This is a genomic window from Nitrosomonas marina (assembly GCF_900111605.1).
In the GTDB taxonomy this organism is placed as follows: domain Bacteria; phylum Pseudomonadota; class Gammaproteobacteria; order Burkholderiales; family Nitrosomonadaceae; genus Nitrosomonas; species Nitrosomonas marina_A.
The window spans coordinates 31,497-47,012 of record NZ_FOIA01000029.1 but is presented as its reverse complement, the minus strand read 5'-3'; the positions used below and the strand labels follow the sequence as shown (position 1 = coordinate 47,012).

Annotated in this window: 16 protein-coding genes; 2 read left to right on the top strand and 14 right to left on the bottom strand. The window is 41.5% G+C overall.

Going from position 1 to position 15,516, the window contains the following annotated elements; translation table 11 throughout:
* Positions 1 to 408: 408 nt before the first annotated feature.
* Entirely contained in the window at positions 409 to 672 is a 264-nt protein-coding gene (gene rpsT, locus BMY62_RS12540) for a 30S ribosomal protein S20 (protein ID WP_090660515.1), read from the bottom strand.
* 373 nt (positions 673 to 1,045) lie between these two features.
* Between rpsT and BMY62_RS12535 the strand changes: the two genes are divergently transcribed.
* Together BMY62_RS12535 and BMY62_RS12530 are read left to right on the top strand one after the other, a co-directional pair.
* Positions 1,046 to 1,489: a DUF4124 domain-containing protein gene (locus BMY62_RS12535; protein ID WP_090660512.1), complete on the top strand. Its 444-nt coding sequence runs from the start codon at positions 1,046 to 1,048 to the stop codon at positions 1,487 to 1,489.
* A gap of 476 nt (positions 1,490 to 1,965) precedes the next feature.
* Positions 1,966 to 2,952: a malate dehydrogenase gene (locus BMY62_RS12530; protein WP_090660510.1), complete on the top strand. Its 987-nt coding sequence runs from the start codon at positions 1,966 to 1,968 to the stop codon at positions 2,950 to 2,952.
* Positions 2,953 to 3,033: 81 nt separating this feature from the next.
* Here BMY62_RS12530 and BMY62_RS12525 read toward each other — a convergent pair whose 3' ends face one another.
* The 13 genes from BMY62_RS12525 to infB all read right to left on the bottom strand — a co-directional run bounded on the left by BMY62_RS12525 (position 3,034) and on the right by infB (position 15,458).
* Entirely contained in the window at positions 3,034 to 3,498 is a 465-nt protein-coding gene (locus BMY62_RS12525) for a peroxiredoxin (protein WP_090660507.1), read from the bottom strand.
* 91 nt (positions 3,499 to 3,589) lie between these two features.
* Positions 3,590 to 4,945 carry a c-type cytochrome biogenesis protein CcmI gene (gene ccmI / locus BMY62_RS12520; RefSeq protein ID WP_090660504.1) on the bottom strand — a complete coding sequence of 452 codons (1,356 nt, stop codon included), beginning with the start codon at positions 4,943 to 4,945 and terminating at the stop codon, positions 3,590 to 3,592.
* Entirely contained in the window at positions 4,942 to 5,616 is a 675-nt protein-coding gene (locus BMY62_RS12515) for a cytochrome c-type biogenesis protein (protein ID WP_090660501.1), read from the bottom strand. Before BMY62_RS12515 ends, ccmI begins: the two co-directional genes overlap by 4 nt.
* Positions 5,613 to 6,140, bottom strand: coding sequence for a DsbE family thiol:disulfide interchange protein (locus tag BMY62_RS12510; protein ID WP_090660498.1), 528 nt, complete (start codon positions 6,138 to 6,140; stop codon positions 5,613 to 5,615). The genes BMY62_RS12515 and BMY62_RS12510 overlap by 4 nt, the downstream gene beginning before the upstream one ends.
* The gene (locus BMY62_RS12505; RefSeq protein ID WP_090660495.1) at positions 6,140 to 8,197 is read right to left on the bottom strand and encodes a heme lyase CcmF/NrfE family subunit; all 2,058 of its coding nucleotides are present in this window, start codon (positions 8,195 to 8,197) and stop codon (positions 6,140 to 6,142) included. The genes BMY62_RS12510 and BMY62_RS12505 overlap by 1 nt, the downstream gene beginning before the upstream one ends.
* 86 nt (positions 8,198 to 8,283) lie before the next feature.
* A complete protein-coding gene (gene ccmE, locus BMY62_RS12500; protein WP_090660493.1) occupies positions 8,284 to 8,730 on the bottom strand; it encodes a cytochrome c maturation protein CcmE in 447 nt (148 codons plus the stop codon).
* Positions 8,714 to 9,010, bottom strand: coding sequence for a heme exporter protein CcmD (ccmD, locus tag BMY62_RS12495; protein WP_090660491.1), 297 nt, complete (start codon positions 9,008 to 9,010; stop codon positions 8,714 to 8,716). Before ccmD ends, ccmE begins: the two co-directional genes overlap by 17 nt.
* Positions 9,010 to 9,753, bottom strand: a complete 744-nt coding sequence (gene ccmC, locus BMY62_RS12490; RefSeq protein ID WP_090660489.1) for a heme ABC transporter permease CcmC — start codon at positions 9,751 to 9,753, stop codon at positions 9,010 to 9,012. Before ccmC ends, ccmD begins: the two co-directional genes overlap by 1 nt.
* A 184-nt stretch (positions 9,754 to 9,937) precedes the next feature.
* On the bottom strand, positions 9,938 to 10,597 hold the full coding sequence (gene ccmB / locus BMY62_RS12485) for a heme exporter protein CcmB (RefSeq protein WP_090660486.1): 660 nt from the start codon (positions 10,595 to 10,597) through the stop codon (positions 9,938 to 9,940).
* Between the two features lies 1 nt (position 10,598).
* Positions 10,599 to 11,213, bottom strand: coding sequence for a cytochrome c biogenesis heme-transporting ATPase CcmA (gene ccmA / locus BMY62_RS12480; protein WP_090660483.1), 615 nt, complete (start codon positions 11,211 to 11,213; stop codon positions 10,599 to 10,601).
* An 83-nt stretch (positions 11,214 to 11,296) separates the two neighbouring features.
* Positions 11,297 to 12,253 (bottom strand): tRNA pseudouridine(55) synthase TruB, encoded by a 957-nt coding sequence (truB, locus tag BMY62_RS12475; protein WP_090660530.1) that lies wholly within the window; start codon positions 12,251 to 12,253, stop codon positions 11,297 to 11,299.
* A gap of 98 nt (positions 12,254 to 12,351) precedes the next feature.
* Positions 12,352 to 12,720, bottom strand: coding sequence for a 30S ribosome-binding factor RbfA (gene rbfA, locus BMY62_RS12470; protein ID WP_090660480.1), 369 nt, complete (start codon positions 12,718 to 12,720; stop codon positions 12,352 to 12,354).
* 41 nt (positions 12,721 to 12,761) lie between these two features.
* Entirely contained in the window at positions 12,762 to 15,458 is a 2,697-nt protein-coding gene (gene infB / locus BMY62_RS12465; protein WP_090660478.1) for a translation initiation factor IF-2, read from the bottom strand.
* Between the last annotated feature and the right edge of the window lie 58 nt (positions 15,459 to 15,516).

Here is a 15,516-nt window from a genome sequence, read left to right as displayed (position 1 = left end):
TGCTCTCTCCTTTGTAGTTCTGTTCATTTCCAGTTAGTTCTAGTTCTTCTCTTTATGCCCGGCAATCCGCTGCCAATCCTTCCGTATAACAGCCTCCCGCTGCCGCCTCCCTTCCAATAGCCTGCCAAACAACCAACGGTCAATCCACAGTCAGCCGCTTACAAACCCGTCATTGCTGTATCGCCTTCCACTCAAACCTCCAGCAACCGGCTTTCAAATTACAAGCCACGCCGCTCCAGGACTCAGCACACAGCATGACCTGTCCTTACCAATAATCCGCTTCCCTTCTCAAAGACTACTCAGTCATCAGTCAGATTTTTAGTGTCGAATGGCCTATAGTAATGAGACTAATGCACGAAGCGGTTAGTTTACGAGTTTTAATAACAAATAAAATTTGTCAAATATTTATCAAGTCATTTCTTTTAAAGCAGCAGATAACCGGCTTTTTTGCCTGGCTGCCTTATTTTTATGGATAATCCCTTTGCCGGCAATTGTATCCACTGTGCTAACAGTCTGAATGAAAGCAGCATTGGCTTTTTCTTTCTCTCCTGTTTCGATTAATTTTTTGACCTGTTTAATTGCGGTACGCAATCTTGAACGCATACTGACATTATGTTCCCGTCTTTTAACCGACTGTCTTGCTCTTTTTCTTGCTTGTGCACTATTTGCCATAAAAACTATTTTCTCCTTACTTCCTTCTTGTCTAATTTCAAATTACCAGTCAATAAATAATTATATAATTTTTATTCAATTAAGTTACTACGCACCTTTGCTCTGGTGATTATAAAAATACTGCAATTCTAATTCTATTTAACTTATTCAACCACGGTGGAAACAAAATTATATTTGTAAGTATCTAATTTACTGATTTATTAAATTTGAATCTATTTTAAAACTTTAAATTGTACTTTTTTCCTCGCTGCATTGCAATTTTACTTGTAAACATTAAATTTTATCTTTCAATCATGGATTTAACTTTTCTTAAAGTAGCAAGATTGATCTTCAAAGCAAATAACACTCTAAAACCAATATATATTAAAAAATAATGGCTAAACTTATCCTATGCAATAGTGTTTTATTGTTCTATTCATTAACCACTTCGGCTGAAACTATTTATCAATGGAGTGACCCTTGGGGACAAATTCAATATAGTACAACTCCTGTACCGGGCGCCATGGTTTCGGATTTAACTGAACTGCCGCGAACCAGTCCCACCACAGAACAGCAAAAACAGGATGCAATGGTTAGGAAGTTACAGAAGATGCAACAACTGAAATCGATACGTAAACAAAAGAAAACGGAGCAATTATTAATAGATGAAAAAATGCTTCAAACCAAAACATATTGCAGACAATTACGGATGCAAATAACTGATCTTCAAGTGCGGAATTTATGGCATTATCCCTTAATTGGCTTCCACTATTTACCAATTTACCATGGACAATTACATTCAGATTTAACAATAGCATATCGAAAGAACTGCAGATAACCCAATTTGAACTCATTGAATTGTATAGAAGTATTGATCATTATATTTAGTATTCTCTTACTAACATTTAGTCGTTTTTGTGTCTAATCTCATCCTGAAATCAATCTCAGTACTCTATCAATATGATAATGGCTGGTACACCCTTGCCGTGGTGTTATGGAGCAAGACACAGTACGCGGGAAAAGGTTGTTCCCTTTTCAAGTACTGTAACGCGGCTGCAGGACACCACGGTAACGCCCTGTAGGTGAGCTTGTCAGCGTCCATGGGCTGCGTTGTGTCTTTTTGGTAATAGTACGACTATTTCCTGCAAGACACGCCTTGCCATGAACACTGACAAGCTCACTGAACCCGGCAATATCATATTGATAGCGTACTAGTCTTCCTTGAACCGGTGTTTACAAGTATAATTCAGAGTCAAATTTTCCCGTGCACAATCGATTTAATGAGCCTACAGGGATATCTCAAGGATTGAAAACATGAAATCGCCAATTCGAATTTCGGTAACTGGAGCAACTGGTCAAATTTGTTATAGTTTGCTGTTTCGTATCGCCGCAGGTGATATGCTAGGCAAGGACCAGCCGATTATATTACAACTGCTCGACATTCCGAATGCACGTCCGTTATTTGACGGATTAGTTATGGAATTACAGGATTGCGCTTTTCCGCTCCTGACTGGACTCATCACAACGGATGATCCATATACTGCGTTCAAAGATGCTGATATTGCGCTGCTAGTTGGGGCGCGACCGCGCGGTGAAAATATGGAACGTAAAGATCTTCTGGAAGCAAATGGGCCGATATTTATTGAACAGGGAAAAGCGCTGAATGCAGTCGCTAATAGGAACGTTAAGGTTTTGGTCGTAGGTAATCCGGCAAATACGAATGCCTACATTACGCTTAAAAATTCTCCAGATCTGAATCCTAAAAATTTTTCGGCCATGCTCAGACTCGATCACAATCGCGCGTTATCTCAAGTGGCCAGAAAACTCTCGAGACCTGTAACCAGTATCAGAAAAATGATTGTTTGGGGCAATCATTCCAACACTCAATACCCCGATCTAAGTCACTCTGAAATCAACAATATGCCTGTCACAACACTTATAGATGATGACAACTGGATAGCTAAGAGCTTTGTTCCAACTGTACAAAAACGCGGTATGGCAATTATTGAAGCCAGGCACGGTCGTTCCAGCGCTGCAAGCGCTGCGAATGCCATCATCAATCATATGCAAGACTGGATATTTGGGACCCGCGAAAATGACTGGACCTCCATGGGCATTTTATCCGATGGAAGTTATGGTATTCCTGAAGGAGTCGTATATAGCTTTCCGGTTACCTGTAATAATGGTCATTATCAAATAGTCCAGGGATTAGAATTAAGCGATTTTGACAAACGTAAAATGCAGAAAAGCTATGAAGAATTAATAACCGAGCAAAGTACTATTATGCATTTGTTAACATGATGATACGTAGCAAATACTACGATACCAAGGGTTGATGCACCGTGATCACTAGTACTCTATCAATATGATATTGCCAGAGTACTAGAGTGTTCTGACAAAATCCAGTACTTCTTCTACATGCCCCGGCACTTTAACACCACGCCATTCCTTTCTCAGGATGCCTTTTGAATCTATAACGAAAGTACTACGTTCGATACCGGGTACCTGCTTTCCATACATGTTCTTCATCTTTATAACATCAAACTGCTTGCAGACTGTTTCATCTGAGTCACTCAAAAGCTCGAATGGAAAATTCATTTTTTCCTTGAATTTTTCATGTGATTGGATACTGTCACGGGAGATACCTACGATTTCACAGTTTAATTGAATAAAATCAGTATAGTTATCCCTGAAGTTTTCTCCTTCAACAGTACATCCAGGCGTATCATCTTTTGGGTAAAAATAAACGACTACATGTTTCCCGGCAGCTGATTCAGATAATGAAAATGTTTTACTACCGGTGCTTGGCAGTTGAAAATTGTCAACAGGTTGGTTAATTGTCAGCATTTAAAAAATTGTATCGAATAGTAAAGGTTTTCTTAATTCCACGATAAAAATAGAAGTTCCACTCATTATAAAAAATATCAGAAAAAAATTATCAAGGAATAATTGAATCAATCTCAATCATAACATTGTTATTGCCAATTTTAACTGGTTTGCTTAATCCTTGAAAATCTCCGCTTGATGGAACCGCCTGACCAGATTTAGAGACTCGCGCTTCAACAACGACATTCTCAAAACTCGATAGTTTCATGGCAGGTGTCATTGCCATTGCATCGGTTAGCGTAAAAGTTGTTGGAAGATCACGTACACTCAGTCTTAATATTGCCAACGGCATTTTAGGGCCCGTTTCTGCGCGAGCATAAATGAATAACGTATCATTTGGATTTGCCTTAGAGGCTAAAGTATCACTGATAGTTACCTTACCTGAAATTGACAAATTCGTCTGGTCTTGTGCGCCATCACCTGATGAAGTTTGTTGGTGTTCGTTGTTATTGGTGGATTGCTCCACAATATTTTCTGATTCTGTATTCGAAGCTAATTGTTCCTTATTCTGCAAAGTATCTCCACCTGACATGGATCTGGCTTCCGCTATACTTTCGCTCACAGATTTTGCGAGTTGCGAATCAGCCGGTATGACTGCCAATAAGCGTTCCCAGTAGTCTGCTGCCTGATCAAAATGATTTTGTTCGAATTCAACCGTGCCAGCCAATGCCAGTGCTTTGGGATATTCAGGATCAATACTCAACGCTTTCTGAATCAATTCAGATGGTTCTCCAGCAAGATTGCCTTCCTTTGTCATTGCTAGAACATCAGCATAATCACTTAGAATCTGAGGGTTGTTCGGAATTAATTCATTGAGCCTGGCGTACGTAGCGGCAGCTTCTTCATACTGTTTCATTATCGCATACGTGCGTGCCAGCATAAACCAGCCTTCTATGTCCTCTGGATTGTTATTCAATCTTGCAGTCAAATTATCCAAAACGGAATTAAAATTATCATGTCCTTCAGGCATTGCACTTTCACTAGCGCCGCTGCCTTGAGACATTTGTACTGCGTTGGCAAGTTGCGCTTGTGGTAACAGACCTCGTGTATCACCGATTTCTAAATATATATATATCGCGGCTATCGGTAATGTCAGTGCTACTACAGTCGATACTGCAATATTCACAACTTTATTTGTATTATTTAGTACAACGGTTTCTGTCCCTTGCACATCTTGCAACATGCGTTGCTGTAGTTCCTGTTTGCTTTGATTATACTGTTCTTGGGTCAGAATATCGTTTTCAAGATCTCTGTCCAATTCTTTCAGTTGATCGCGATAAACAGTAACATTGACTGCGTCGCGTTCTACCTTTTGCTCCTGTACATTCCTAACCTTTAACAGCGTAGGAATAATAAAAAGAAGTGCTACGATAATAAAAATACCTGAAATAACCCAGAAAGCTGTCATACGTTGTTACCTTTATTTTCACTTGTTGAAACATCAGCCTTTTGGTGCTGTTCCAAGGTAGTGGAATGATCTTGGTTGTCTAATTTGTTGTTCTTATTGATGTGATTCTCAGTATGGCTATCGTCGTCAAGCAAGTGAGCTGCTCTTTTGCGATCCACATCACTTAGAGTAACCTCTTTTATTTCGCGGCGGCGGCCTTTGAGGTACTTAATCAGAAACCAGCTGCTAAACAGGAAAAAAATCAGCGGCCCAAACCACAGCAATGCTGTCGTTGTTTTCATTGGTGGGTTATATAAGACAAAATCACCATAACGATCAACCAGGAAATCAATAATTTCCTTATCGGTTTTATTGGCTTTGATTTGTTCACGAATTATCCTGCGGATATCATTGGAAAAGTCAGCCCGAGATTCAGCTATTGATTCATTTTGACACACCAGGCAACGAAGATCCTCTGTCAGGGTAAGCATCCTTTGCTCTATTTCTGGATTTTCTGCCACTGGAACAGCTTCTTTATATTCAGTTTCAGCCCAGCTTGCCTTTACCGGTAAAAGTAGAGCAACTCCTATACTCAGGCATAAAATCGAAATTGAATTGAATCTGAATATCGTAAATCTATCTGTATATACACGGTTTAGGCCATGCAGAAAGAAGACAAATAAGCTCTTCATGTTTGTTTCTGTAATTCAACAATTAACGGAATAATTTTATTTTGGAGTGAGTCCACGGTCACAGGGCCTATTTGTTTGTGTCTTATAATACCTTTTTTGTCGATAACATAAGTTTCTGGCACGCCGTAAACGCCGTAATCTATGCCGACTGCACCATCCGGATCAACAACGCTTGCAATATATGGGTCTCCATAATGTCTTAGCCATTGTTTGGCTGTCGAATTCTCATCTTTATAATTTAGACCATATATAGGCACTACACCTGAATTTGCAAGCTGTACCAGAAGCGGATGCTCATCCCGACATGCGACACACCAGGAAGCCCAAACATTCAATAGCCATACTTTACCTATATTTTCTTTTGATGAAAAAATTCTATCAGGTTCATGTAAGCTGTAAAGCTCAAATTCTGGCGCAGGTTTGTCAATCAATGGCGAAGGAACCTGGCGCGGGTTTAATGAAAGCCCAACAAATAAAAATACCGCTAATATCAAAAATGCAAATAAGGGCAGCAAATATCGCATTAAACTTTCCTTGTATCTGAAACAAAAGCCGTACTTCCCTCTGTTACCGCCGGCTTAATTTTATTATCGGTTTCTGCAGCTGCCTGGCCAAATTTCTTGTCTAAAATATTTTTACTTTTCTCTTTTATTTTCAGACGATAACGTTTGTCACTCACGGCCAGAATGCCACCAATTGACATCAATAAGCAACCAAGCCAGATCCAATCAACAAACGGCTTATGATAGGCACGAACCACCCAAGCTTCATTAGCTAAGGGCTCGCCCAAGGCGACATAAAGATCTCTAAATAATCCGGTATCGATCGCTGCTTCGGTCATTACCATTCCAGACGCATTGTATGTGCGTTTTTCAGGATAGAGTTTTCTCACAAACTCTCCATCCTTAAGCACATCAATATCTCCGCGGACTGACATATAATTAGGGCCTACTACGTCAGATACACCATTAAACTGGAATGCGTATTCTTTAATTGATACACGACTACCGATGTCCATACGAACATCCTTTTCCGTTTCATATCCGTTAACCAGTGTTACCCCAATAATAAATACTGCGACACCCAAGTGCGCGCAATGCATACCATAAAAGCTTCTGGATTGTTTGGCCAATCTGACAAATACATTTCCTTGGCCGCTATTGCTTAAGCGGTGTTTCAAACTGACCAGTATGCTCATAATAATCCAGAAAGCCAGTAACAGGCCAAAACTTACAAGTGGTTTCCATTCTCCCATGTAAAATGGGGCAATAACCGCACTTATAAAGCTTACGGCAATTGCCCAACGTATACGAACAGCCAGCGATGGCAAGCTCATTTGTTTCCAACGCGAGATCGGACCCAGTCCTATCAAAAATATTGCTGGCGTCATAATTGGAACAAAAACAGCTTCAAAATAAGGTGGCCCAACTGATATTTTACCCAGATTTAACGCATCAATAATAAGTGGATACAATGTTCCCAACATCACGCTAGCAGCTGCAACCAGTAACAATAAATTGTTTGCCAATAACATCGATTCACGTGACAGCAAGTCAAATTTACCGCCCAATCCAACCTTCGGCGCACGCCAAGCAAACAGCAACAGCGATAGTGTCACTGTAACGAATAAAAATCCAAGTATAAAAACGCCTCTCTCCGGATCAGTCGCAAAGGCATGTACAGATGTGAGAACGCCGGAGCGTACTAAAAATGTACCTAACAGGCATAATGCGAATGTACAAATTGCCAGTAACACCGTCCAACTCTTAAAGCTACCACGTTTTTCGGTAACAGCCAGTGAGTGCATCAATGCTGTACCTACCAGCCAGGGCATAAAAGAAGCATTTTCTACTGGATCCCAAAACCACCATCCTCCCCAGCCTAGCTCATAATAAGCCCACCAGCTTCCAAGCATGATTCCAAATGTCAGAAACACCCAGGCTACAGTAGTCCACGGACGAGACCAACGCGCCCATGTCGCATCCAACTTTCCGCTCAATAAAGCTGCAATTGCAAAAGCAAATGCAACAGAAAATCCTACATAACCCATGTATAACATAGGTGGATGAATAACCATACCAGGATCCTGCAATAGCGGGTTTAAATCGCTACCTTCCATCGCTGCAGGAAGCAGGCGGTCAAACGGATTGGATGTCAGTAACATAAATGATAAGAACCCAACACTGACCAGGCCCAAAACGCCCAGAACGCGAGCTGTCATATCCTCAGGCAACTGCTTACTGAAAACACTGACTGCAATTGACCAACCAGCCAACATTAATACCCAGAGTAACAGCGAACCTTCATGAGATCCCCAGGTCGCAGCAATCCGATATTGCAATGGAAGCTCTGTATTTGAATTTCTTGCCACATTTACAACAGAAAAATCACTTGTGACAAACGAATAGCCAAGGCATAAAAATGCAATCAAAACAAAAACAAACTGTCCTTGAACAACCGGTTTTGCTAAAGCCATCCAAGCAGTAATACCACGTGACGCACCAATTAATGGTAAGGTGCCTTGTGTGATTGCTAGTAACAACGCAAGAATGAGCGCAAAATTGCCAATTTCTGGAATCATGATGTCAAAATTTATTTGTAGGGTTTTTGTTTATATACAAAAACAGTTAGAAACAATCTAAAACACACATGTTTTAGAATCTTTATTTATTGTGTCAGGGAAGCTTTTTGAGCTTTTGCAGCTTCTTCCAAGGCTAATGCAGCTTCTGGCGGCATGTAATTTTCATCATGTTTTGCCAATACCTCATCAGCTACAAAAGTACCATTGTCATCTAATTTACCCTGTGCGACAACACCTTTACCTTCTCTAAATAAATCTGGGAGTATGCCGGTATAGACAACCTGTATCGTTTCGGATGTGTCTGTTATCGCAAATTTGACTGTTGTGCCTTCTTCACGATTGACGCTTCCTTCTTCGACCAATCCACCAATTCTGAAGTTTTTTCCTATGGGAGCTTCCTTGGCTATAACTTGTGTTGGGCTAAAGAAGAAAACCAAATTGCTTTGAAAAGCATTAAGCACCAAAACAGCTGCAAACCCCAGTGCAGCAACACCGGCAGTTATTACTGCAAGTTTTTTATGACGTGGTTTCATTGCTTATCTCTTCTTTGTTTGAATTTTTGTTTGTTCTTGTGTCGGAAATTTCTTGCTCGTTAGTTTTAGTATTATCTAACTTCGATCCATCTTCCGGAACAGAATACGTTTCTTTATTTGATTCGTAAATCTGACCATATTTATTAATCAAAGTTCTCCTGCGTTTCGATATCAAGAGTATTTCGCCAATGATGCACACAAACGTTACAAAATATGACCCCCATACATAAACGCCATATCCACCCATGGAAAAAAACTCGGACCAGCTTGACCAATTCATTACAGTGCCCCTTTTTCTCTAAGCTCGGCAACCCATGTTGTATGACTTTCTCTTTCAAGAATAATGACGCGTACGCGTTTTAAAATGACTGCAATTGAATACATCCAGCTTGCAAAGACCATAACCATCATACCGGTTAACATAGTTGCAGCCATTGTGGGTGCCTGTGTAACGCTTACAGAAGCACCCTGATGCAGTGTATTCCACCATTGTACAGAAAAATAGATAATTGGAATATTAATTACACCTACCAGTGCAATTATTGCGCCCGCTTTATCAGCTCTTCGGGGATCATCAATTGCTGCTTGTAGAGACATAAAGCCAATGTAAAGAAACAACAAAATCAATTCAGATGTCAATCGTGCATCCCATACCCACCAAGTTCCCCACATCGGTTTTCCCCATAGCGAGCCTGTCCATAAAGCCAGAAATGTAAACAAAGCACCCGTTGGTGCTATGGCAGTTGCCATCATTGAGGAAAGCCGGGTATTAAATGCCAATCCAATTCCAGCCCAGAATGCCATAACTACGTATAGAAACATTGACATCCAGGCAGCTGGAACGTGAATAAAAATGATTCGGTATGCTTCACCCTGTTGAAAATCTGAGGGTGCAACGAAAAATCCAATATACAATCCAGCTATCAGCAAGCCGATGGCAATTATTGCGAAGAAAGGGACCATTTTTCCTGCAAGCGTGTAAAAGCTCGCAGGTGATGCATATTTATACCAATTAATAGCCATATATAATATTCTTTAATAGATATTTGTTATTTTTTTCTAGAATCTGGCAACTTCAAAAAACTCAATATGTTTTCTGAGTAGCAGTTGAAGATTCTATCCTAAAAAGGTCAAATCAAAAAATTCCAATGATTCAAGCCAGCAACGTTAAATTCTTACCAAACATTGTTTTCTTGTTTGCCTGTTCTTATTCCATGGATACTCGTAAAGATGCTGCGGCGGCCCAAGGTGCAAAAACGATAGAGACTAATAAAAAAGCACCTAGAAGTGACAAGTGCGCATCAAATGCGATTCCAGCCATATTGGCCTCTACCGCACCGGCCCCGAAAATTAATACCGGAATATAGAGTGGCAATACCAACAAAGAAACCAGAACTCCACTACCACGTAAACCCAAGGTTAGACCTGCACCAATTGCTCCAATCAGGCTTAATACCGGCGTTCCCAGCAATAGTGAAAATGTAAGGACAAACAACGCATCTAATGGCAAGTCATATTGTATACCCAGAACAGGTGCCATCATGACTAACGGAACACCACTAACCATCCAGTGTGCCAAAGCTTTACCCAAAACAAGAATGGGCAATGATTGCGGCGAGAGCAGCATTTGTTCCAGCGTGCCGTCAAGATAATCACTGGCAAACAGCCTGCCTAATGACAGCATGGACGCCAGCAACGCCGCAACCCACACGACACCGGGTGCCATCGTACGCAACATATTCATTTCCGGACCCACACTCAAAGGAAATAAACTTACAACAATAATAAAGAAAAATAATGTGGTCAGGACGTCGGACCGACGTCGAACAGCTAACAATAAATCGCGTTGAACAATCCAAAAGAACATTTTATGCCAATTGCAGTTGTATGGTTGAAGCAGCAGTTACATCAATATCTTGATGCGTTGTCATTATGACCATGCCCCCTTGCTTCAGATGCTGTTCCAGCAATGCCTGCATAAGCTTTACGGCACCGACATCGAGTGCCGCTAAAGGTTCGTCGAGAATCCATAACTTTGTTTTGCAAACCAGTAGTCGCGCAAGCGCAACGCGCCTGCGCTGGCCTTGGGATAATACTTTTGCCGGCAGGGACTCGCGGCCACGCAAACCCATATATGCAAGCGCATCCTGCGCTTGTTTATCACTGATCTTTTGTCCTGCAAGTGCACTGGATATGCGTAAATTCTCTAATGCTGTTAAGTCATCTTTTGTCCCACTCAAATGACCTATATAGGTCAATTCGCGAAAATACTCATTACCAAGCGTTCCGATGGCAACATCATTCCAACTAATTATTCCCATACCAGGGCTGGATAATCCACACAAAATACGCAGCAAACTTGTTTTTCCACTTCCATTCGGTCCGTTTACCTGCATCAAACAACCTGCTTCCAGCTTAAAACTGATAGATTCAAATAGTTTGCGGTCACCGCGTACACAGGCGAGATTGGTACCCTGAAACATAATTATTTTTGAAATTAAACTTAGAATTATAACGCATTGGGTTGGATCTGTAATATTGTTGTAATTCGAACCGAACCCAAATTTCAGTTGTTTAACCCAATACCTTGGCTGTGCAAATAAGCACTGGATAACATGCGTTTAGGCTTTAAAATTTGCTGATCCAAAATAATTTCACCTAAACCTAAAAAAACCTGCTGATAATATAACCGCACAATGTTTTCCTGAAGCGTTTGATCAATCATATTCATATCATTACTTCCAGCTATCGTGCGCCCATATAAAATAGCTTGAGTCTGAAATCTATTTAATGATACTGCAGGAAACTGTTGCAATATGCTATCAATCGGCAGCAAGCATCGTTCCCGCTTCTCCATGTCCATTTTTTCCAGCGTCTCAAATGTCTGCACTTGATCTAGATGAAAATTTCCAACACACTTGCGTTTCAAATGAATTAGATACCCGCTCCCGCACCCTAATGCTTTACCAATATCCTCTGCCAAAACACGTATATAAGTACCCGTCCCACATCGCACCAAGACAACCAGTTCATCGCCAGACAACATTTTGATTTGCAGATCATAAATGATGACTTTGCGTGGTTTACGCTCAATTGCGGTACCTTTGCGCGCATAAGCATACAATGGTTTACCCAGGTGCTTCAGTGCGCTATACATTGGAGGTATTTGTTGAATTTCTCCTATGAATTGCTTTAATTCGGATTTGCAATATTGCGCGTTTAATTGTGCTTTAGCTACATCGTGAAGTTTTTTTATCACTCCTTCTGCATCGCCTGTGGTACTTTGATAACCCAGCTTAATTACAGCTTCATAAGATTTACTTGCGTTTAACAAAACCGAAGTAAATTTGGTTGCTTCCCCCATACAAATCGGCAACATTCCAGTTGCCAATGGATCTAGAGTACCTGTATGACCTGATTTGGCAGACGCATATAAATACTTTACCTTTCGAAGCGCATGATTAGACGACATTCCGTATGGTTTGTCTAACAACAATACACCGCTGATATTACGTCCAGCCATACTAAAGCCCAGAATTATTTCTTCAAATTTGAGTTGGTGCAACTAGAAGGATTCTGCCACGATGCATTGCTAGAACATGCGTAGGTAATTTTATAAATTCAGGATTTGTTCTTTTTTTCTTGCGCAACAGCTTCGTCAATTAGTCTCGATAGATAAGCGCCATGCTCAACTGATTGATCGTAGGTAAAAATCAGTTGCGGTACAATACGCAATTTGATTCGTTTCGATAAACTCGATCTTAAATGCCCACTTGCCTTTGCCAGTGCCTTCTCTATCAAAGAGCTGTTATCCTGATTATCCAGAGCTGTATAGAAAACTTTTGCATAAGCATAGTCGCGGCTGATTTCAACAGCTGTGATAGTAATATTACCAAGACGCGGGTCTTTAATTTCATGTGTCAATAAATCTGCTAACTCGCGTTGAATTTGATCAGCTACTCGCAGCTGTCGATGAAAATCCTTTGGCATTGGCAAATCAATTTACACAAAGATGCACGAATAACAAAAGACTAGAGCGTGCGACTTGTTTCAATTATCTCGTAGGCCTCTAACTGGTCACCCACTTGAATATCATTGAAATTTTTGAGTGAAACTCCACATTCAAACCCTTCTTTGACTTCTTTCACATCATCTTTAAAACGTTTCAAAGAATCAAGTTCGCAGCTGTGTATAACTTTGCCATCGCGTAATACCCTGATTAATGAGTTTCTTTTAACCATTCCTTCGAGAACATAACATCCAGCAACCATGCCTACTTTCGGAATACGATAGGTTTCTCGAACATCAATAAGACCCAGTATGTTTTCCTTACGTTCAGGTGCCATCATTCCAGAAAGAGCAGCTTTTATTTCGTCAACGGCCTCATAAATAATATTATAGTAGCGAACATCTACGCCGCTTGATGTAATTAATTTCCGCGCGCCCGCATCAGCACGCACATTAAATCCAATTACTACCGCTTTTGACGCCAATGACAAATTAATATCAGACTCGATAATTGCACCAACACCGCTGTGTATAATGTTGACCTTCACCTCGTCAGTTGATAGTTTGTGCAACGCATGCGACAACGCTTCACAGGAGCCCTGCACATCCGCTTTAATAATCAGAGACAATACTTTGACGTCTTCTTGCTGATCAAATACGTTTTCCAGTTTCGCAGCCTGTTGCTTGGCAAGTTTGACATCACGGTATTTACCCTGTCTGAATAAAGCGATCTCTCTTGCTTTACGCTCGTCATCAAGTGCTAATACCACATCACCCGCGTCCGGCACCTCAGACAAGCCCTGAATCTCCACAGGTATCGAGGTGCTAGCCTGTTTGATCAATTTACCATTTTCATCACTCATGGCACGTACCTTGCCGAACACTGCGCCAGCCAACAGGACATCCCCCCGCTTTAACGTACCGGATTGAACTAGAATAGTAGCCACCGGACCGCGTCCTTTGTCCAGACGCGATTCAATCACAACGCCTTTAGCCGTTGTTTTCTTCGGAGCCTTGAGTTCCAAAACTTCTGCCTGCAGCAATATTGCTTCCAACAGATCATCTATGCCCTGACCAGTTTTAGCTGATACTTCGATAAACATAGTATCTCCTCCCCAATCTTCTGGCACAACTTCGTGAGTTACCAACTCCTGTTTGATGCGTTCGATATTAGCCTCCGGCTTATCAACCTTATTAACAGCAACTATCAGCGGTATACCAGCTGCCTTGGCATGGTGAATCGCCTCGACAGTCTGAGGCATTACACCATCATCTGCAGCTACAACCAAAATAACAATGTCGGTAATTTTTGCGCCGCGTGCCCGCATAGCCGTAAAAGCTTCATGACCTGGGGTATCCAGAAACGTAATCATGCCATGATCCGTTTCTACGTGATACGCGCCAATATGCTGCGTAATACCACCTGCCTCACCACCTGCAACGCGCGAACGGCGAATGAAATCAAGCAAAGATGTTTTGCCGTGATCGACGTGTCCCATCACTGTGACTACAGGCGCGCGCGATTCCAATTGTGCCTCTGCGATCTGCGACTCCGTATCTGCCAGGAATGCTTCCGGACTGTCTAACGCTGCATATTTTGCAACATGTCCCATTTCCTCAACGACAATCATTGCGGTTTCCTGATCCAGCATTTGGTTGATCGTGACCATAGAGCCCATATTCATCAGCACTTTGATGATATCGGCTGCTTTGACTGACATTTTTTGGGCCAATGCCCCAACGGAAATTGTCTCAGGAACAGTAATTTCTCGAACAATTGGTTCAGTTGGTGCGGAAAAACCATGTTCTTTTTTCGATTCAACAGAAGCTTGTTTTTGATGTTTTTCTTTACGCGTACGCCACCCCTGGCTTCCTGAGATATCACCGTGCGTTTTTACACCGCGCTTACGAGTAGTTTCTTCTTTCCAGCCCGATTGTTTTACTTGCTTTTTTTTCTTGTCAGTCTTATCAGTTTTTTCGGTTTTGTCTTCTTGCTTTTGTGTCGATTCCTCAGACAATGCTCTTTTCTCCGCCGATTCAATACCGATATTAACTGTTGTATCGATCTGCCGCGGCTGTTCTACTTTTTGGGCTGTTTCGCGGGACAATTCTTTCTGCTCCGCTTTGTCCTCATCCATCTGAGCCGATTCCTTCTTGACATCAGGTGTTTGTTCAGGCGGCTGAGTGGTTTCTTCGGAAACAGGCGTTATAGATTCTGGATGACGTTTTTCTTGTTGCTCGACTTCAGTTTTTTTGCGCGCGTGTTTGCGTTGTATTTCTGCTGCCTGCCGTGCTATCAATTCGGCCTGTTTTTTTGCTTCTTTTTCACGTAACGCCAATTGTTCCGCATCCAGTACAGATTCTGAATGCGGCTTGGGTTTCATCTCTGTTTTAGCGGTTTTTGTTCCGGCACTCGCTTCAAAAGTCGGTTTGGTAAAAACACGTCTTTTTCTCACCTCAACCTGAATTGTGCGAGCTCGACCCATGCTATCCGATTTTCGGATCTCCGAGGTCTGTCGACGCGTTAATGTCACTTTGTTTTTTATTTCCTTAGCGCCATGTGTTTTTCTCAAATAATCAAGTAACTGAGCCTTATCCTGCTCTGTCAGATTGTCTTCTGCCACTGATTTCTTTACACCAGCAGCCTGCAGCTGCTCAAGCAACACCGCCGGTAACAAGCCAAGTTCATTAGCAAATTGCTCTACACTTATTTGCGCCATGTATAACCTTTAAACCCTTCATCAAGCAAAACCAAAAACAAAACCGCTGTTGTTGTAT

Excerpts from the sequence above, each read along its gene's own strand:
- truB (WP_090660530.1), bottom strand. The coding sequence starts at position 12,253 with ATGGCTGGACGTAATATCAGCGGTGTATTGTTGTTAGACAAACCATAC.
- BMY62_RS12530 (WP_090660510.1), top strand. The coding sequence starts at position 1,966 with ATGAAATCGCCAATTCGAATTTCGGTAACTGGAGCAACTGGTCAAATT.
- ccmD (WP_090660491.1), bottom strand. The coding sequence starts at position 9,010 with ATGAATTGGTCAAGCTGGTCCGAGTTTTTTTCCATGGGTGGATATGGC.
- BMY62_RS12505 (WP_090660495.1), bottom strand. The coding sequence starts at position 8,197 with ATGATTCCAGAAATTGGCAATTTTGCGCTCATTCTTGCGTTGTTACTA.
- ccmE (WP_090660493.1), bottom strand. The coding sequence starts at position 8,730 with ATGAAACCACGTCATAAAAAACTTGCAGTAATAACTGCCGGTGTTGCT.
- rbfA (WP_090660480.1), bottom strand. The coding sequence starts at position 12,720 with ATGCCAAAGGATTTTCATCGACAGCTGCGAGTAGCTGATCAAATTCAA.
- infB (WP_090660478.1), bottom strand. The coding sequence starts at position 15,458 with ATGGCGCAAATAAGTGTAGAGCAATTTGCTAATGAACTTGGCTTGTTA.
- BMY62_RS12510 (WP_090660498.1), bottom strand. The coding sequence starts at position 6,140 with ATGCGATATTTGCTGCCCTTATTTGCATTTTTGATATTAGCGGTATTT.
- ccmC (WP_090660489.1), bottom strand. The coding sequence starts at position 9,753 with ATGGCTATTAATTGGTATAAATATGCATCACCTGCGAGCTTTTACACG.
- BMY62_RS12515 (WP_090660501.1), bottom strand. The coding sequence starts at position 5,616 with ATGAAGAGCTTATTTGTCTTCTTTCTGCATGGCCTAAACCGTGTATAT.
- BMY62_RS12525 (WP_090660507.1), bottom strand. The coding sequence starts at position 3,498 with ATGCTGACAATTAACCAACCTGTTGACAATTTTCAACTGCCAAGCACC.
- rpsT (WP_090660515.1), bottom strand. The coding sequence starts at position 672 with ATGGCAAATAGTGCACAAGCAAGAAAAAGAGCAAGACAGTCGGTTAAA.
- ccmA (WP_090660483.1), bottom strand. The coding sequence starts at position 11,213 with ATGTTTCAGGGTACCAATCTCGCCTGTGTACGCGGTGACCGCAAACTA.
- ccmI (WP_090660504.1), bottom strand. The coding sequence starts at position 4,945 with ATGACAGCTTTCTGGGTTATTTCAGGTATTTTTATTATCGTAGCACTT.
- BMY62_RS12535 (WP_090660512.1), top strand. The coding sequence starts at position 1,046 with ATGGCTAAACTTATCCTATGCAATAGTGTTTTATTGTTCTATTCATTA.
- ccmB (WP_090660486.1), bottom strand. The coding sequence starts at position 10,597 with ATGTTCTTTTGGATTGTTCAACGCGATTTATTGTTAGCTGTTCGACGT.